The sequence below is a fragment of the Saccharopolyspora hirsuta genome (assembly GCF_008630535.1).
Taxonomy (GTDB): domain Bacteria; phylum Actinomycetota; class Actinomycetes; order Mycobacteriales; family Pseudonocardiaceae; genus Saccharopolyspora; species Saccharopolyspora hirsuta.
In genome coordinates this window covers 113,376-131,291 of sequence record NZ_VWPH01000017.1, presented here as the reverse complement: position 1 = coordinate 131,291, position 17,916 = coordinate 113,376, and the positions used below count along the sequence as shown (strand labels likewise).

The window sequence follows — 17,916 nt, the reverse complement described above, 5'->3', positions numbered from 1 at the left end:
AAGTCTACGGAGCGAGCGCGGCCCGGACGTCGGAGGCCAGGGCCGGGTCGGCGGCGTCGAACCAGCGGATCCGGTCGTCGCGGCGGAACCAGGAGCGCTGCCGCCGGACGAAGCGTCGGGTCAGCTTCGCGGTCTCGGCCGCGGCGGCCGCCATGTCCTCGTCCCCGTCGAGCTCGGCCAGGACCTGCTGGTAGCCGAGGGCGCGGCTGGCGGTGCGCCCCTCGCGCAACCCGACCTTCTCCAGGTGGCGGACCTCCTCGACCAGCCCGGCGTCGAACATGCGGGTGACGCGCAGGTCGACGCGCTCGTCGAGGGCCTCGACCGGGCGGTCCAGGCCCAGCAGCACCGCTCCGTAGCGCGGCGGCCCGGGCGTCGGCAGGTTCGCCGAGAACGGCTCGCCGGTGATCTCGATGACCTCCAGCGCCCGCACGATGCGCCGCCCGTTGCTGGTCAGGATCGCCGCGGCGGCCGCCGGGTCCAGCTCCGCCAGCCGCCGGTGCAGCGCGGCGGGGCCGACCTGCGCCAGCTCCGCCTCGTACTTGCGCCGGACCTCCGGGTCGGTGCCGGGGAAGGTGAGGTCGTCGATCACGGCCTGCACGTAGAGCCCGGAACCGCCGACCAGGATCGGGGTGCGGTTCCGGGCGAGGACGTCCTCGACGGCGGCGCGGGCGTGCCGCTGGTAGGCCGCGACCGACGCGGTCTCGGTGACGTCGAGGACGTCGAGCAGGTGGTGCGGGACGCCCCGGCGCTCGGCCTCGGTGAGCTTGGCGGTGCCGATGTCCATCCCCCGGTAGAGCTGCATGGCATCGGCGTTGATCACTTCGCCGCCGATGTCCTGCGCGAGCTCCACGGCCAGGTCCGACTTGCCGGTGGCGGTGGGACCGACGATCGCCACCAGGTGGGGAAGGCACTGCACCCCTCGACCCTAGTTCCTCCCCATCGGCCTGCGGTCAGGGCTGCCGGGTCCAGGTCGCGACGTGGTAGGTGACGCCGTGCGGGGTCGCCGAGTACAGGAGCTCGCCGCGCCAGGTTCCGCCGCTGGCCGCCACGACTCCCGGCAGCACCTGGAGCGCGGCGCGGCCCTCGACGCCGAGCTCGGCGCACAGCCGGGGGTCCAGGTCCCGCAGGCGGTTGGTGTCGACCTCGGCCAGCGCCGTGCGGATCTGCTCGTCGAGCTGTCCGGCGCGTTCGTCGGGCGGGTGGGGCGAGCGCTCGTCCGAGCAGTTGGTGCCGTCCGCCAGGACCAGCAGGCCGGTGGACTCCGCCGCCAGCGACTCGCCGAGCCGTCGGCTCTCCTCCGCCGGGGTGTCCGGGGCGAGCAGGCGCACCGAGGCGGACCTGGCACCGGCCTGCTCGCGCAGCAGACCGGTGATCAGGGCCGGGAGCGGGAGCGCCGGGTCCGTCGGCGCGGTGCCGCCCAACGTCACCCGGACGTCCGCGCCGAACCCCTCGAAGGTGCCCGCGGAGTCCGGGCCGAGCACGGTCGGTCCGGACCGATCTGCGCCAACGGCCACCCATTCGGCTGCACATTCAGTCAGACTGGACACGGCGCGCGAACAGGCGCCCCGCAACCGCGCGGTTTCCGCGTCGGCGCGCACGGTCAGCGCGGGGACCAGCAACGGCGGGTACGGCACCACAGCGACACAGGTGATCACATCTGTGCACGGTAGAGGCACTGGCGGATGGGACGGAGCGGGGAGCCGCGACCGGCGGCGACACGAGCTTGTCCACCCCTGCCCGCTGCACCCGAACAGGTGCTTGATGACAATGAAGCCGTGCAGGTCACAGGATCGCTGCGGAGGCCGCGCGCCGAGGTTCGCCGCTGCTCCGGCGCGTCGATTTCGCGACGGAGTACCGATTCGCGCCCTGACCTGTTTGAATGCGCCAGCGGAGGCCGGACCGCCGATGGGTTCGGGTCGCCGCTTGCTGGGCCCCGTCCACGCGGGGCGCCCGTGCCTGGCACGGGCATCGGAGCGGGCACGCAAGGAGGAAGCCGGCCATGACGCACCAGGACACGACCCCCGAGCCGGTCGCGAACAAGGCGACCGAGGACTCGACCACCGGCACCACCGGGTCAACCACGGCCGCGCCCGCGGTACCGACCGCGTCCAGCGATCCCACCAAGTGGGGCCGGGTGGACGCCGACGGCACGGTCTACGTCCGCACCGCCGACGGCGAGCGGGCGATCGGCTCCTGGCAGGCCGGTGACGCCGCCGAGGGCCTGGCCCTCTACGCCCGCAAGTTCGACGACCTGCTCACCGAGGTCGAGCTGCTGGAGACCCGGTTGAGCTCCCGCGCCGGCGACCCGAAGCACACCCTGACCAGCGCCAAGCACCTCCACGAGTCGCTGGCCGACGCTGCGGTGGTGGGCGACCTGGCGGCGCTGGCCGCCCGGATCGAGCACCTGCTGGCGCGGGCCGAGCGGGCGGTCGAAGGCGCGAAGCACGAGAAGGAGCAGGCCCGCGCGGACGCCATCGCGCGCAAGGAGGCGCTGGTCGCCGAGGCCGAGCAGATCGCCGCCGAGGCCACGCACTGGAAGAGCGCGGGCGACCGGCTGCGGGAGATCCTCGAGGAGTGGAAGAAGGTCCGCGGGGTCGACCGGAAGACCGACGAGCAGCTGTGGCGGCGGTTCTCCAAGGCGCGCGACGCGTTCAGCCGCCGCCGGGGCTCGCACTTCGCCGAGCTCGACCGGCAGCGCGCGGCGTCCAAGGCCCGCAAGCAGGAACTCGTCGAGGAGGCCGAGTCGCTGACCGAGTCGACCGACTGGGGCGAAACGGCGAACCGCTACAAGCAGCTGATGGCGGAGTGGAAGGCGGCCGGGCGCGCGCCCAAGGACAGCGACGAGGCGCTGTGGCAGCGGTTCCGCGCCGCGCAGGACCGGTTCTTCAGCCGCCGCTCGGAGGCGTTCTCCGAGCGCGACGCCGAGTTCGCCGCGAACGCGAAGCTGAAGGAGGAGCTGCTCGTCGAGGCCGAGCAGATCGACCCGTCCGCCGACCTCAAGGCCGCCCAAGCGCACCTGCACCGCATCCAGGAGCGGTGGGACGAGATCGGCAAGGTGCCGCGCGAGCGGATGCGCGAGCTGGAGGGTCGGCTGCGGGCGGTGGGCGACAAGGTCCGCGCCGCCGCGGACCAGCAGTGGCGGCGCACCGACCCGGAGGCGCAGGCCCGGGTCGACCAGTTCCGCGAGCGGGTCGAGCAGTTCGAGGCGCAGGCCGAGAAGGCGCGGGCCGCGGGCGACGAGCGCCGCGCGAAGAAGGCGCAGGAGCAGGCCGACCAGTGGCGGGAGTGGCTGGCGGCTGCGGAGCAGGCGATCGCCAGCCGGTAGCCGCGGGCTCGCGCCGTCACGCGGCGGCGCGCAGGCCCCGAAGCGAAGGGCCCCTCCGACGCGTCGGAGGGGCCCTTTCACGTTGCGAGGATCAGTCGCGGGTCCAGATGATCTTCATCCACTGGACGGCCAGGACGATCATGCAGACCGCCGCGAGGATCAGGCCGAGCGCCGGGCCGTGCTGGCCGCTGGTCTGGCGGGACCAGATCGCGATCACGCCCTCGAAGGACACCACCATCCCGGCCATCGCCGCGACGAAGGCGAACACCCAGCGGCGGGTGATCAGCGCCAGCGCGCCGACGCCCAGGCCGACGATCGTGGAGTTGAGCGCGAACAGCCACGGCAGCAGGCCGATCTTGAGCGCCGGGTCCGCCTGACCGGTCAGCACCTCCCAGCCCGCGGCGTCACCGGCCCAGGGCAGCAGCGAGGACAGGACCAGCACCAGCATCACCGAGGCGATCACCAGCGCTCGGGCGCCCGGGTCGATGCGGCGGAGCAGAGCCGACTGCGGCCGCTCGCTCTTGGCGTCGCTCATCATCACGTCCTGCACTCCGCTCAACACGCACATCCCTGTTCCGCGATCGGCTGCGGGGCCGGTGCCCCGAAGGACGGCAGGCCGAGCGTCACGCCCGAGGTCTTCGGCCGCACGCCCTCCTCCCAGTGGTCGCCCGCCCGGGTGCGCCGGTGCGAGCTGATGTCGGTGTCGGCGACCAGGTGGTGCGGGGCGGCGCGGGTGATGGTGGTGTGCACGACGTCGCCGGGCCGGACCTCGCGGTCGACGGCGCCGGTCGGGGTGAAGTGCACCAGCCGCCCGTCGCGGGCCCGGCCGGAGAGCCGGTGGGTCTCCGCGTCCTTGCGCCCCTCGCCCTCGGCGACCAGCAGCTCCACCGGGCGGCCGACGAGCTTCTTGTTCTCCTCCCAGGAGATCTCGTTCTGCAGCTCGACCAGCCGGTCGTAGCGCTGCTGGACGACCTCCTTGGGCAGCTGGTCGGGCAGGTCCGCGGCGGGGGTGCCGGGCCGCTTGGAGTACTGGAAGGTGAACGCGCTGGAGAACCGGGCCTGCCGGACGACCTCCATCGTCGCCTCGAAGTCCTCCTCGGTCTCGCCGGGGAAGCCGACGATGATGTCGGTGGTGATCGCCGCGTCGGGCATCGCCTCGCGCACGTTGCGCAGGATGTTCAGGTACCGCTCGGAGCGGTAGGAGCGGCGCATCGCCTTGAGGATCCGGTCGGAGCCGGACTGCAGCGGCATGTGCAGCTGCGGGCAGACGTTCGGCGTCTCCGCCATCGCCTCGATCACGTCGTCGGTGAAGTCGCGCGGGTGCGGCGAGGTGAAGCGGACCCGCTCCAGGCCCTCGATCTCGCCGCAGGAGCGCAGCAGCTTGCCGAACGCGAAGCGGTCGCCGAACTCGACGCCGTAGGCGTTGACGTTCTGCCCCAGCAGCGTCACCTCGAGCACGCCCTCGGACACCAGCGCCTGCACCTCGGCGAGGATCTCGCCGGGACGGCGGTCCTTCTCCTTGCCGCGCAGCGCAGGCACGATGCAGAAGGTGCAGGTGTTGTTGCAGCCGACCGACACCGACACCCAGCCGGAGTAGGCCGACTCGCGGCGGGCGGGCAGCGTGGAGGGGAAGACGTCGAGCGCTTCGAGGATCTCGACCTCGGCCTCGTCGTTGTGCCGGGCGCGCTCCAGCAGCGTCGGCAGCGAGCCGAGGTTGTGGGTGCCGAACACGACGTCCACCCACGGGGCGCGCTTGACGATCGTGTCCCGGTCCTTCTGCGCCAGGCAGCCGCCCACCGCGATCTGCATGTTCGGGTTGCGGTCCTTGGCCGGGCGCATGTGGCCGAGCGTGCCGTAGAGGCGGTTGTCCGCGTTCTCCCGCACCGCGCAGGTGTTGAACACGACCACGTCGGCGTCGCCCGAACCGGCGCGCACGTACCCGGCGTCCTCCAACATGCCCGCGAGCCGCTCCGAATCGTGCACGTTCATCTGGCAGCCGAAGGTGCGGATCTCGTACGTCCTCGTGCTCACCGTTCCACGGTAGCGCCTGGTCAGATCGCGGATTCACCCGCCCGGCGCGCACGCCCTGCCCGGTTCGACTACCGAGCGTCAGTGATCACCCACGAAAAGCGACTGCGGAGCGTAACCTAGTTGCAACATCGCTTGGTCCGTTCCGTCTGGACTATCCCCCGAATGAGGCTTAGGTTTCGGCCAACGAATCCACTTTGATGCGTTCAGGAGTTCGCATGACCGCAGCTTCCACGGACACTCCGATGATCCGGATGTCCGCGGTCGACAAGTACTTCGGTTCCTTGCACGTGCTGCGGGAGATCGACCTGGAAGTCCCCCGCGGGCAGGTCGTGGTGGTCCTCGGCCCCTCCGGTTCCGGCAAGTCGACGCTGTGCCGGGCGATCAACCGGCTGGAGCCGATCAACTCGGGTCGCATCGAGATCGACGGGGTCCCGCTGCCCGCCGAGGGCCGGGCGCTGGCCGAGCTGCGCGCCGACGTCGGCATGGTGTTCCAGCAGTTCAACCTCTTCGCGCACAAGACGATCCTGGAGAACGTCACGCTGGGGCCGGTCAAGGTCCGCAAGCAGAGCAAGGACGCGGCGCGGGACACCGCCCTGCAGCTGCTGGAGCGGGTCGGCATCGCCAACCAGGCCGAGAAGTACCCGGCGCAGCTCTCCGGCGGCCAGCAGCAGCGCGTCGCGATCGCGCGGGCGCTGGCGATGAAGCCGAAGGTGATGCTGTTCGACGAGCCGACCTCGGCGCTGGACCCGGAGATGGTCAACGAGGTGCTGGACGTCATGACCGACCTCGCCGCCGAGGGCATGACCATGCTGGTCGTCACGCACGAGATGGGCTTCGCGCGCCGGGCCGCGCACCGGGTGCTGTTCATGGCCGACGGCGAGGTGGTCGAGGACGCCGAGCCGGACGCGTTCTTCGACCACCCGAAGAGCGACCGCGCCAAGGACTTCCTCGGCAAGATCCTCACCCACTGATTGCCCACTGCGGAGAAAGGCAGAGGTAATGCGAGCCAAGAAGATGCGGTTGGTGACCGTGCTGGCCGCCTCCCTGGCGCTGGCCCTGACCGGCTGCGGCCGCGAGGGCGGGCCCGGCGGCGGTGACCAGCAGGTCCAGCAGGACGTCGCGCAGAACGTGCAGGTCGCGGGTTCGCCGACGTTCGACCGGATGAAGCAGAAGGGCAGGGTCACCATCGGCGTCAAGGAGGACCAGCCGGGGCTGGGCTTCCGCGACCCGGTGACCAACCAGTACTCCGGCTTCGACATCGAGATCGCCCGGATGATCGCCGCGCAGCTCGGGTTCGACCCGAACACCCAGATCGACTACAAGCCGATCCCGTCCACCGCGCGCGAGCAGGCGATCTCCACCGGCGAGGTGGACTACTACGTCGGCACCTACACGATCAACGACAAGCGCAAGGAGCAGGTCGGGTTCGCCGGGCCGTACTACCTGGCCGGGCAGGACCTGCTGGTCCGCGCGGACAACACCGACATCACCGGCAAGGAGTCGATCAAGGGCAAGAAGGTCTGCTCGGCGACCGGGTCGACGCCGATCCAGAAGGTCAAGAGCGAGCAGCTGACCGAGCCGCAGAACATCGTCGAGTTCCAGCGCTACTCCGAGTGCGTGCAGCAGCTGCTGGACGGCCAGATCGACGCGGTGACCACGGATGACGCCATCCTCAAGGGCTACGCGGCCCAGGACCCGGACAAGCTGAAAGTCGTCGGCAAGCCGTTCTCCGAGGAGCCCTACGGCGTCGGCCTGTCCCGCGACGACACCGCGCTGCGCGGCAAGATCAACGACATCCTGGAGCAGGCGGCCAGCAGCGGCGAGTGGAAGCGCGTCTACGACGCGACCCTCGGCAAGTCGGGCAGCACCGCCGAGCCCCCCAAGGTGGACCGCTACTGATCCGTCATCGGATGCCCGGGGCCGCACCGAGCCCCGGGCATCCGATTCCTCCTGGAGTACGCATTGTTCGACATCTTGGTGGAGTACGGCGACGTCCTCGCCAGGGGTTTCCTGCGCACCATCGAGCTCTTCCTGCTGTCCGCGGTGGGCTCGCTGGTGCTGGGCACGATCCTGGCCACGTTGCGGGTCAGCCCGATCCCGGCGCTGCGGGCGGTCGGCACCGGGTACGTGACGCTGCTGCGCAACACCCCGCTGACGCTGGTGTTCTTCTTCTTCGTCTTCGCCTACCCCAAGCTGGAGCTGATCCAGTTCCCGTTCTTCACCGCCGCGGTGATCGCGCTGACGATCTACACCTCGGCGTTCGTCTGCGAGGTGCTGCGCTCCGGGATCAACACCGTCCCGGTCGGGCAGGCCGAGGCGGCGCGCTCCATCGGGCTCGGCTTCGGCCAGTCGCTGACCAACGTGATCCTGCCGCAGGCGTTCCGCGCCACGGTTCCGCCGCTGGTCAGCGTGCTGATCGCGCTGCTGAAGAACACCACGGTCGCGGCCGGGTTCAGCGTGAACGAGGTCGGCTCGGTCATCCCGTTCCTCAACGAGCAGGGTGAGCCGACGACCAACGCCTTCATCTGGATCGCCGTCGGGTTCCTGATCCTGGTCATCCCGCTGACCCTGGTGCAGCGCAGCTTCGAGAAACGGTGGAGCGTGTCCCGATGAGCAGCGTCCTGTTCGACACCCCCGGTCCGCGCGCCCGCGCGCGCAACCGGCTGATCAGCATCATCAGCACGGTCGTGGTGCTGGGCCTGCTGGGTTACGTGGTGCTGCGCTTCTACCAGACCGGGCAGTTCGACGCGAGCAAGTGGGAGTGGCTGCTCTACGAGCAGATCCAGCTGGAGCTGCTCGGCGCGCTGTGGAACACCGTGCGGGCGTTCCTGATGGGTGCGGTGCTGGCCCTGGTGTTCGGCGCGGTGTTCGCGCTCGGGCGGCTCTCCGACCACTCCTGGATCCGGGTGCCGTGCGGGGCGGTCGTGGAGCTCTTCCGCGCGATCCCGCTGGTCATCCTGATCTTCTTCCTGTACTACGCGGCGCCGGCGCTGGGCGTGAACTTCGGCCAGTACTGGTCGGTCGTGCTCGGCCTGACGCTGTACAACGGCTCGGTGCTGGCCGAGGTGTTCCGGGCCGGGGTGGCCGCGCTGCCGAAGGGGCAGACCGAGGCCGCCTACTCGATCGGCATGCGCAAGAACCAGGTCATGCGGACCGTGGTGCTGCCGCAGGCGGTGCGCATGATGCTGCCCGCGATCGTCAGCCAGCTGGTGGTGCTGCTCAAGGACAGCGCGCTCGGCTTCCTGATCACCTACCAGGAGCTGCTGTACTACGCGCGCTACCTCGGCGGCATCCCGACGCTGGACCGGCCGATCATCCCGGTGAGCCTGGTGGTGGCGGCGATCTACATCTCGATGTGCCTGCTGCTGACGTGGTTCGCCACCTACCTGGACCGGCGCAACCGCCGGACGAAGAAGACCAGGCAGCTGGCCCCGGCCGCGAAGCCGCTGGCGGAGACCACCGCCGGCGACTGAGCCCCGCCACCGCGAAGAGCACCTCCGGCCGCACCGGTCGGAGGTGCTCTTGCGTTCACCCGGCCAGCAGCTTCTCGCGGACCTCGGCGGGGGCGGTGGGGTCGGTGCCGCGCCAGGCGATCACGTCGTCGGGGCGGATCAGCAGCGCCTCCCCCGGAGCCAGGAAGTCGGCGTCCAGGCGGTGGACCGGGAGGTCGTTCGCCGCCCAGCGCCGCGGGTCGTCGGACACCGCGAGCGCCCAGCCCGGGCCCGCGATGTCCAGGGTGGACAGGCCGGGATCGAGCCAGCGGTGCGGGATGCGGGTGGCGATCCGCCCGGCCGGGGCGAACTCGGTGACCGGTTCGACCTCGACCGGGCCGTCCGCGAACGCTCCGGCCGGGTACTGGTAGCCGCCCGCGGCCAGCACGAACGGGTCGGCCAGCGTCGGGTCGGGCTCGGCCGTCACGTCCAGCTGCCGTCGGCTCGACTGGTCGGCGGCGAACCACCCGGCCGGGCGCCGCTCGGCGTCGTAGCTGTCCAGCAGCGCGGGCGCGGCCTCGCCGGACAGCACCGCGGCGAGCTTCCAGCCGAGGTTGTGCGCGTCGGCGATGCCGGTGTTCGCGCCGAGCGCGGCGAACGGCGGCATCACGTGGGCGGCGTCCCCCGCCAGGTGCACCCGGCCGTCCGAATAGCGGTCGGCGACCAGCATCTCCGGTCGCCAGGGCAGGACGCTGCGGACTTCGAGGTCGGGCGCGGGCACGCCGAGCACGGTGCGCAGCAGCGCGGGCCAATCCCGCTCGACCTCGCCCCCGCTCGCCATGAACACCCACCGGAACCGGCCGTCCACCGAGGCCAGCGCACCCGGTGCGGCCGGGTGCTCCAGCTGGCAGAGGTTGAACTCCCGGCCGCGGACCACATCGGACAGGTCGGCGTGGAAGTAGACGTTGACGTTGGGCCCGCCGACGGCGCCGCGACCCGAGCGGTCGATGCCGAGCGCGGATCGCACCGGACTGCGCGCGCCGTCGGCGGCGACCGCGAAAGACGCCCGGAGCTGGCTGCTCCGCCCCGTCCGGTGGTCGTGCAGCTCGGCCCGGACTCCGTCGGCGTCCTGGGCGAACGAGGTCAGCTCGGTGCGGAACCGCACGCACGCCCCGGCGTCCTGGGCCGCCTGCCGCAGGACCGGTTCCAGCACGTCCTGGGCGACCAGGCAGGGCAGTTCCGGGCTGATCTCGATCGGTTCCCCGGCCGAGCCGGTGGGATGCCGCAGCGGCAGCTGCCGGGCTTCGACGAGCGTCCGCCCGACCGCCATGCGGTCGTGCTCGGCGAGGTCGCGCGCGGCCTCGCGGACCGTCTCGGCGAGCCCGAGCTCGCGGAAGATCTCCATGCTGCGCACGTGGAACCGGCGGGCCTTGGGTTGCGGCGAGGTCGTCGCGCGCTTCTCCACGAGAGTCACGTCGACGCCGTGGTGGCGCAGGACCAGCGCGGTCGTCAGACCGACCAGGCCGCCACCCACCACCAGGACCTGACACTCGCGTGTACTTTGTACATTCACGATGTACGTTGTACACCCGGCTACCATCCGTGGCAAATGAACGCTGCTAAACCACCGGGCGGCCTGGTCTGGTTCGACGAGCCGCCGCCCCCACCGGCCACCGAACAGCTCAGCCGCGAACGCGTCGTCGCCGCCGCGATCGCGCTGGCCGACGAGAGCTCGTCGGGCGAGATCACGATGCGGGCCATCGCGAACCGGCTCGGCTCGCGCAGCCCGATGGCGCTGTACCGCTACGTCGGCAGCAAGGACGGGCTGACCGACCTGATGGTCGACGAGATCTACGGCGAGATCACCGTGCCACCGCCCGGCGACTGGCGGGCCTGCCTTCGCGAGATGGGACTTTCCGCGTGGGCCGCGGTGCAACGGCACCCGTGGTTCGCGCGGCTGGCGTTCAGCCGCCCGCCGCTGGGCCCGAACGCGCTGCGCCTCTACGACTCCGCCTTCGCCGCGGTCGAGGAGCTCGGCCTCCCGGCTGCCGCCCGCGTCGGGTTCATCAACACGGTCCTCGGGCAGGTCTTCGGCTCCGGGCTCGCGCTGCTGGAGGAGCTCGCCATGCGCCAGCGCACCGGGCTCACCTCCGACGCCGAGCTGGCCGAGGCCGCGCAGCCCTACCTGGAGCGGATCGCGGCGGACGGCGAGTACCCGCACTACATCCGCTGGTTGAACGAGCCGGACCCGATGGCCGAGGTGGTGACCTTCGAGCAGCAGCTGGAGTGGCAGCTCGACGGCCTGCAGCGGCTCGCCGAAGCGCGCTGAGAGCGGAAACGGCCCGCTCACCTGGTCGTGGTGAGCGGGCCGTTCGCCGGAGTGCCGGTCAGTGCACCGGGGTCGGCTCCTTGCCGGGTTCCTCCGCCGCCTCGTCGGACGGCGCGGTGTTCGGCGTCCGGACGAACAGCGACGTCACGAACGCCAGCACGCCGATGCCACCGGCCACGATGAACGCCGTGCGCAGCCCCGCCGCGTCCGGGGCACCGGAGGTGCCGGTGCTGGCCAGGGCGGAGACGGTGACGAACACCGCCGTGCCGAACGCGCCCGCGACCTGCTGGAGGGTCGCCAGGATCGCGCTGCCGTGCGAGTAGAGGTGGTCGGGCAGCGCGCTCAGGGACGCGGTCATCAGCGGGGTCATCATCAGGCCGAGGCCGCCCATGAGCACGATGTGGATCGCGATGACCGCGGCCAGCGGCGAGTCCGGGCCCAGGGTGGCGAACAGGCACAGCGACACGGCCATGGCCGCCGCACCCGGAATCACCAGCGGGCGCGCGCCGAACCGGTCGAACAACCGGCCCACCGGGCGCCCCAGCAGACCCAGCACCAGACCGCCCGGCAGCACCGCCAGACCGCTGACGAACGTCGTCGCGTGCAGGACGGTCTGCAGGTACAGCGGCAGCAGGATCGCGCCCGCCCCCAGCAGGCACATGAACAGCAGGGCGCTCAGCAGCAGCGCGATGCCGAAGGAGCGGTTGGCCAGCGGGCGCAGGTCCAGCAGGGCCCGGTCCTGGCGCTGCAGGCGCATCTGCCGCGCCGCGAACCCGGCCAGCGAGACCACGCCGACCGCGATCGGGATCCACGGCGCCACCTGGTGCTCCCCGCCGGACTCACCGATCGAGGACAGGCCGTAGAGCAGACCGCCGAAGCCCAGCGCCGACAGCAGCACCGAGAACAGGTCCAGCGGCACCGCCCGCGTCTCGCTGTCCAGGCGCATCCAGACCGCGCCGATGGCCAGCGCGAGCAGCGCCAAAGGCAGCACGATCCAGAACATCCAGCGCCAGCCCAGCGAGCCCAGCACCGCACCGCCGATGGTCGGGCCGATCGCCGGGGCCACCGCGATCACGATGGTGATCGTGCCCATCGTCGCGCCGCGCTTGTCGGCCGGGACCAGGCGCATCACCGAGGTCATCAGCAGCGGCACCATCACCGCCGTCCCGCACGCCTGCACGACGCGGCCCACCAGCAGCACCTCGAAGCCCGGCGCGAGCGCGCTGAGCAGGGTGCCCGCGCTGAACAGCGACTGGGCGGCCAGGAAGATCTGGCGCGGGGTGAACCGCTCCAGCAGGAAGCCCGTGGTCGGGATGACCACGGCCATGGTCAGCAGGAAACCGCTGGTCAGCCACTGCACCGTCGTGGTGCTGACCTCGAGGTCGACGGTGAGGTCGCGCAGCGCGACGCTCAGGATCGTCTCGTTGAGGATCATCACAAAGGCCGAGACGACCAGCACACCTATCAGCACTGGCGCCCGCGGTGGTGTGGTGCCGCGGGCGACGTCCGCTGTCGCGGAATCGGTCATGGTCGGGTTGCACCTCGCAAGTAATCGATCGGTCCGACCGGCGCAGTCCGATCGGGACCGCACCGTCGTCGAACGCGACGTCGGGTTCGAGTCTGCTCATCCGCCGCGGAATCGGCACGTGCTTTTCGCCGAAGAGCAGGCAAGCTCACTTCGCGGCGCGGGATCAGGAACCGGGGCGGGCCTCGATCCCGGCCGCGCCGAGGGTCGCGTCGTAGGCGCGCTGCCATGACCCGTCGGCTACGGCGGCGTCGAGCATCCGCTGCAGCTCCTCGGCCAGCAGCTGGTCGTCGGCCTTGATCACCACGTTCCGCTCGGAGTCGGTGATCACGTACGGGCCGACCGCGGCCAGCTGCGGGACGTCGGCCGTGCCGCCGAGCAGCAGGTCGACGTCACCGGACAGCACCGCGTCGCGCAGCTGCGTCGGCGGCAGGCGCCGGAACTGCACGGCGCCGGGCTGCAGGCCGATGCGCTGGGCGAGATCGCGCGCGATCTCCGCGTCGAAGCCCTGGTAGCCGCCCGCCGGGTCGCGGCTGAGGAAGGCGGGCGGGGCGTCGATGCGGACCCCGACCAGCATCCGGCGGCGCTGCTGGATCTGCACCAGGGTCGGCGAGGTGGACAGCTCCACCGAAGTGCCCGCCTCCGGCGCCGGTGGCGCGGCGGACGTGGCGGGGGCGGGCGGCTGCGGAGGCACCGCGTTCTGCGTGATCTCCGCGCCCTGACCGCAGCCCGCCAGCACGGCGGTCAACGACACCAGCGCCAGTACGCGAATCCGCATCACCGCTCCTCCCTCTCGCCCGCTGCGGCCAATGATCGCGCACGGGTCCGACAGCGCGGGGGCGGAATCCCGGGAAGCTGGATCGATTGTGAAATCCAGGACACACCCGTTAGTGTGATTGCCGTCATGTGGCGCCAATGTTGTCGCCCGGTTTCGGAGTTCCATCGGGAGGCGATCCATGGCGCGGTCAGTGCAGCACGTCGTCCAGCAGGTCACCGAACGCATCGCGGAGCGCAGCGCACCGACGCGCGCCGCCTACCTGGAGCGCATCCGCGCTGCAGCCGCCGTCGGCCCGGCCCGCACCGAACTGCCGTGCAGCAACCTCGCGCACGGCTTCGCCGCGTGCAGCGGTCCCGACCGGCTCGCCGTGCGCGGCGCGGTGAAGCCCGGTGTCGCGATCGTGTCGGCCTACAACGACATGCTCTCCGCGCACCAGCCCTACGCCGAGTTCCCGGCGTGGATCAAGGACGCGGTGCGGGAAGCGGGCGGGGTCGCGCAGTTCGCCGGCGGGGTGCCCGCGATGTGCGACGGGATCACCCAGGGCCGCACCGGCATGGAGCTGTCGCTGTTCTCCCGCGACGTGATCGCGATGGCCACCGGTGTCGCGCTGTCCCACGAGATGTTCGACGGGGCGCTGCTGCTCGGCGTGTGCGACAAGATCGTGCCGGGGCTGCTCATCGGCGCGCTGACCTTCGGCCACCTGCCGACCGTGCTGGTGCCCGCCGGGCCGATGCCCTCCGGGCTGCCGAACCGGGAGAAGAGCCGCATCCGGCAGCTGTTCGCCGAGGGCAAGGCCAGCCGGGAGGACCTGCTGGAGGCCGAGTCGGCGTCCTACCACTCCCCCGGCACCTGCACCTTCTACGGCACCGCGAACTCCAACCAGCTCGTCGTGGAGGTCATGGGCCTGCACCTGCCGGGGTCGAGCTTCGTGCCGCCGGGCACCCCGCTGCGCAAGGCGCTCACCGAGGAGGCCGCGCGGCGCGTGGTCGGGCTGGACGCGCCGATCGGCGAGGTCGTGGACGAGCGGGCCATCGTCAACGGCGTGGTCGCGCTGCTGGCCACCGGCGGCTCCACCAACCACACGCTGCACCTGCCCGCCATCGCTGCGGCCGCGGGCATCGAGCTGACCTGGGACGACTTCTCCGAGCTGTCCGCCGTCGTGCCGTCGCTGGCGAAGGTGTACCCGAACGGCTCGGCCGACATCAACCACTTCGCGGCGGCGGGCGGCGTGCAGACGCTGGTCGGCCAGCTGCTGGACGCGGGCCTGCTGCACGCCGACGTCAAGACCGTCGCCGGGCCCGGCCTGGACCGCTACCGGCAGCAGCCGTTCCTCGAGGACGGCGAGCTGGTGTGGCGCGACGCGCCCCGCGAGAGCCTGGACCCGGACGTGCTGCGCGGGGTCGACGACCCGTTCGCGCCCGACGGCGGGCTGCGGGTGCTGGAGGGCAACCTCGGGCGGTCGGTGATCAAGGTGTCCGCGGTCGCCGCCGAGCACCGCGCGGTCACCGCCCCGGCGCGGGTCTTCGACGACCAGCACGAGCTCACCGCCGCGTTCCGGGCGGGCGAGCTGGACCACGACGTCGTGGTGGTGATCCGCAACCAGGGGCCGCAGGCCAACGGCATGCCCGAGCTGCACGGCCTCACCCCGGCGCTGGGCGTGCTGATGGACCGCGGCCACCAGGTCGCGCTGGTCACCGACGGCCGGATGTCCGGTGCCTCCGGCAAGATCCCGGCGGCGATCCAGCTGACCCCGGAGGCCAGCGCGGGCGGTCCGCTCGCTCGGGTGCGCGACGGCGACGTGGTCCGCCTCGACGCCGACCGCGGGACGCTGGAACTGCTGGTGCCCGACGACGAGCTGGCCGCGCGGGAACCCGCCCCGGGTGCCGACCGGGCGCCGTTCGGCACCGGCCGCGAGCTGTTCTCGGCCTTCCGCCAGGCGGTGGGCCGGGCCGACCGCGGCGCGAGCGTCTTCGCGCAGCTGCAGCCGCAGCCCTCAGACGTGCCAGCATGAGTCGTGAGTGCGTAACAGTGTTCGAACGCTGTTACGCGCTCACGACCCCCCGACGGCCCAGCGAGGGGTGCGATTTCAACGGAAGTCGGACGTCTGATTTCCATTGAAATCGCGCACCTCGGAATCCCGGCAAGCACTGAGAACGGACGTACCACCTGATGAACACTGCAGCTGACGTGCTCGACCTCTCGCCCGTGGTGCCGGTCGTGGCGCTGGACGACGTCGCGCACGCGGTTCCGCTGGCCGAAGCGCTGCTGCGCGGCGGCATCCGGACCATCGAGGTCACCCTGCGCACCCCGGCCGGGTTGCCCGCGATCGAGCGGATCGCCGCCGAGGTCCCGGAGATGGTCGCCGGGGCGGGCACCATCACCGAACCGGGCCAGGCGAAGCGGGCCGCCGACGCCGGGGCGCGCTACCTGGTCACCCCGGGCACCACCGAGCGGCTGCTCGACGACGTCGAGGCCTCCGGCGTGCCGTTCCTGGCCGGGGCGGGCACGGTGTCCGAGGCCATGCGGCTGGCCGAGCGCGGGGCGACCGCGATGAAGTTCTTCCCCGCCGAACCCAGCGGCGGTGTGCCGTTCCTCAAGGCGATCGCCGGGCCGCTGCCGCAGCTGCGGTTCTGCCCGACCGGCGGCATCAGCCCGCGGACCGCGCCGGACTACCTCGCGCTGCCGAACGTGGGCTGCGTCGGCGGTTCCTGGCTCGCCCCGAAGGACCTGCTCGCCGCGGGCGACTGGGCGAAGGTCGAGCAGCTGGCCCGGGAAGCCGCCGCCCTGCGCTGAACCAGCGCGCGGGTGCGCGCCACCACCTCCGCACAACGGGGTAGCGCGCGCACCTCACGCGCTGGATCCACCACCGCCGCCGACGGCCGTAGCGTGCCGGGAGTCGGGTAGATCGATCCCGGTTGGTGGTCTGGGTGATGGATGCGAGGAAGCTGCTGCGCCGAACCCTCACCTGCGCCGGAGTCGTGCTGCTGGTGCTGGGGTTCAGCCCGCCGTCCAACGCCGCCCCGGCGCCCCGGACGGTGGTGAGCTTCACCGTCGACGACGGGACCGCCTCGCAGACCGCCGGTGCCCGGATCCTCAGCGAGCACCGGATGCGCGGCACGTTCTACGTGGTCTCCGGGTCCATCGGTCGGCCCGGCTACCTCAGCCTGGAGGACCTGCGCGGCATGGCCGCGGCGGGCCACGAGATCGGCGGGCACACCGTCAACCACCCCGACCTCGGCGCCATCGGCCCGGAGGAGCTCCGGCGCGAGATCTGCCAGGACCGCATCAACCTCACCGGTTGGGGGTTCCGCCCGACCTCCTTCGCGTACCCCTTCGGCACCCCCGACCGCAGCGCCGAGCAGGCCGTGCGGGACTGCGGCTACTCCAGCGCCCGCGTCACCGGCAGCATCCGGAACGCGCGCGGCTGCGACGCCTGCCCGTCGGCGGAAACCGTGCCGCCGCGCAACCCGATGGCCGTGCGCGGCTCCGGCATGATCGATCCGAGCTGGACGCTGGAGGAGCTCAAGCAGCTCGTGCGCGACGCGGAGGCCGACGGCGGCGGCTGGGTTCCGCTGGTGCTGCACCAGGTCTGCGACTTCTGCGGATCGCTGTCGATCAGCCCGCGGGTGCTGGACCAGTTCGCGTCGTGGCTGTCCACCCGCGAGGCCAACGGGACGGTGGTGCGCACCGTCGACGAGGTGGTGGGCGGCGAGCCCGCCCCGCTGGCCCGCCCACCGTCCCCGGCACCGCACGGGCTGGTGAACGCGTCGCTGGAGGAGCCCGGGCCGCGGGGCTGGGTGACCAGCAGCTGGGGGCACAACAGTCCGAAGTGGACGCAAGTGCCGGACGCCCGCAGCGGCCGGTGGGCGCAGCGGCTCGACCTGGCCGACTACGTCGACGGCGACGCCAAGCTCCTGCCGCGGATGGACATGGGCGAGGTGGCGCCGACCGCGCACGAGGACAACACCTACACGCTCAGCGCCTGGTACAAGTCGACCGCGCCGACGCAGTTCGCCGTCTACTACCGCGACCGGTCCGGGGTCTGGCGCTACTGGACGACCAGCCCGTTCTTCTCCCCCGCGACCGGGTGGACCGCGGCCACCTGGACGACCCCGGCGGCACCGCCCGGCACGACCGGGTTGAGCTTCGGACTCGCGCTGTCCGCGCCGGGATCGCTGACCACCGACGACTACGGGCTGCAGGAGCACCCCCGGGTCAGCCACGAGCGGCTGTGCGGTCGCCTGCCCTGGACGCCGCTGCTGCGCTGGATGTGCTGACAGCTGCCTGGACTCCCGTCCGCGGAGATCACCGTGCGGCCCGCCGTCGAAGCCGCTCTGCCCGCGTTGCTCGTCCTGCTGCACGACGAGTTCCACCCCGGGGAGAAGCCGCTGGCGCGGGAACCGGCCGAGACGATCTGGGCGCAGCGGGGCGCACGGTGCTGGTCGCCGAGGCGGGCGGCGCCGTCGTCGGCATCGTGCTGCCGAACCTCACGCGCAA

The 17,916-nt window shown here is 71.9% G+C and carries 16 protein-coding genes; 9 read left to right on the top strand and 7 right to left on the bottom strand.

All coding sequences use genetic code 11. The features are described from left to right. Positions 1-4: 4 nt before the first annotated feature. Together miaA and F1721_RS30445 are read right to left on the bottom strand one after the other, a co-directional pair. On the bottom strand, positions 5-916 hold the full coding sequence (gene miaA, locus F1721_RS30450; RefSeq protein ID WP_150070275.1) for a tRNA (adenosine(37)-N6)-dimethylallyltransferase MiaA: 912 nt from the start codon (positions 914-916) through the stop codon (positions 5-7). Between the two features lie 34 nt (positions 917-950). Next, positions 951-1,514 carry a class III extradiol ring-cleavage dioxygenase family protein gene (locus tag F1721_RS30445; RefSeq protein ID WP_246155399.1) on the bottom strand — a complete coding sequence of 188 codons (564 nt, stop codon included), beginning with the start codon at positions 1,512-1,514 and terminating at the stop codon, positions 951-953. A gap of 485 nt (positions 1,515-1,999) precedes the next feature. Here F1721_RS30445 and F1721_RS30440 point away from each other — a divergent pair, with 485 nt between their 5' ends. Then, entirely contained in the window at positions 2,000-3,325 is a 1,326-nt protein-coding gene (locus F1721_RS30440; RefSeq protein WP_150070273.1) for a DUF349 domain-containing protein, read from the top strand. Between the two features lie 91 nt (positions 3,326-3,416). On the opposite strand, the gene F1721_RS30435 is transcribed toward F1721_RS30440, so the two are convergent. Both F1721_RS30435 and miaB read right to left on the bottom strand, forming a co-directional pair. Beyond that, on the bottom strand, positions 3,417-3,875 hold the full coding sequence (locus F1721_RS30435) for an Rv2732c family membrane protein (protein ID WP_246155406.1): 459 nt from the start codon (positions 3,873-3,875) through the stop codon (positions 3,417-3,419). Between the two features lie 5 nt (positions 3,876-3,880). Beyond that, on the bottom strand, positions 3,881-5,356 hold the full coding sequence (gene miaB / locus F1721_RS30430) for a tRNA (N6-isopentenyl adenosine(37)-C2)-methylthiotransferase MiaB (protein ID WP_150070272.1): 1,476 nt from the start codon (positions 5,354-5,356) through the stop codon (positions 3,881-3,883). A 242-nt stretch (positions 5,357-5,598) separates the two neighbouring features. Here miaB and F1721_RS30425 point away from each other — a divergent pair, with 242 nt between their 5' ends. The 4 genes from F1721_RS30425 (at position 5,599) to F1721_RS30410 (ending at position 8,829) form a co-directional block, all read left to right on the top strand. Then, positions 5,599-6,327, top strand: a complete 729-nt coding sequence (locus F1721_RS30425) for an amino acid ABC transporter ATP-binding protein (protein ID WP_195141660.1) — start codon at positions 5,599-5,601, stop codon at positions 6,325-6,327. A gap of 28 nt (positions 6,328-6,355) precedes the next feature. After that, positions 6,356-7,255, top strand: coding sequence for a glutamate ABC transporter substrate-binding protein (locus tag F1721_RS30420; protein WP_150070270.1), 900 nt, complete (start codon positions 6,356-6,358; stop codon positions 7,253-7,255). Between the two features lie 63 nt (positions 7,256-7,318). After that, on the top strand, positions 7,319-7,969 hold the full coding sequence (locus F1721_RS30415; RefSeq protein WP_150070269.1) for an amino acid ABC transporter permease: 651 nt from the start codon (positions 7,319-7,321) through the stop codon (positions 7,967-7,969). Further along, entirely contained in the window at positions 7,966-8,829 is an 864-nt protein-coding gene (locus tag F1721_RS30410) for an amino acid ABC transporter permease (RefSeq protein WP_150070268.1), read from the top strand. The genes F1721_RS30415 and F1721_RS30410 overlap by 4 nt, the downstream gene beginning before the upstream one ends. A 55-nt stretch (positions 8,830-8,884) precedes the next feature. On the opposite strand, the gene F1721_RS30405 is transcribed toward F1721_RS30410, so the two are convergent. Next, complete coding sequence (locus F1721_RS30405) at positions 8,885-10,387, bottom strand: FAD-dependent oxidoreductase (protein WP_150070267.1); 1,503 nt, start codon at positions 10,385-10,387, stop codon at positions 8,885-8,887. A gap of 9 nt (positions 10,388-10,396) precedes the next feature. Between F1721_RS30405 and F1721_RS30400 the strand changes: the two genes are divergently transcribed. Further along, positions 10,397-11,116 (top strand): TetR/AcrR family transcriptional regulator C-terminal domain-containing protein, encoded by a 720-nt coding sequence (locus tag F1721_RS30400; RefSeq protein ID WP_150070266.1) that lies wholly within the window; start codon positions 10,397-10,399, stop codon positions 11,114-11,116. A gap of 58 nt (positions 11,117-11,174) precedes the next feature. Here the strand turns inward: F1721_RS30400 and F1721_RS30395 are convergent, their stop codons facing one another. Together F1721_RS30395 and F1721_RS30390 are read right to left on the bottom strand one after the other, a co-directional pair. Further along, positions 11,175-12,644: an MDR family MFS transporter gene (locus tag F1721_RS30395; RefSeq protein ID WP_150070265.1), complete on the bottom strand. Its 1,470-nt coding sequence runs from the start codon at positions 12,642-12,644 to the stop codon at positions 11,175-11,177. Between the two features lie 163 nt (positions 12,645-12,807). Then, a complete protein-coding gene (locus tag F1721_RS30390) occupies positions 12,808-13,419 on the bottom strand; it encodes a substrate-binding periplasmic protein (RefSeq protein WP_150070264.1) in 612 nt (203 codons plus the stop codon). Positions 13,420-13,597: 178 nt separating this feature from the next. Here F1721_RS30390 and edd point away from each other — a divergent pair, with 178 nt between their 5' ends. The 3 genes from edd (at position 13,598) to F1721_RS30375 (ending at position 17,696) form a co-directional block, all read left to right on the top strand. Next, a complete protein-coding gene (edd, locus tag F1721_RS30385; RefSeq protein WP_150070263.1) occupies positions 13,598-15,430 on the top strand; it encodes a phosphogluconate dehydratase in 1,833 nt (610 codons plus the stop codon). 158 nt (positions 15,431-15,588) lie between these two features. Beyond that, positions 15,589-16,212 (top strand): bifunctional 4-hydroxy-2-oxoglutarate aldolase/2-dehydro-3-deoxy-phosphogluconate aldolase, encoded by a 624-nt coding sequence (gene eda, locus F1721_RS30380; RefSeq protein WP_150070262.1) that lies wholly within the window; start codon positions 15,589-15,591, stop codon positions 16,210-16,212. Between the two features lie 137 nt (positions 16,213-16,349). Further along, positions 16,350-17,696: a polysaccharide deacetylase family protein gene (locus tag F1721_RS30375; RefSeq protein ID WP_150070261.1), complete on the top strand. Its 1,347-nt coding sequence runs from the start codon at positions 16,350-16,352 to the stop codon at positions 17,694-17,696. The last annotated feature ends 220 nt before the right edge of the window (positions 17,697-17,916 follow it).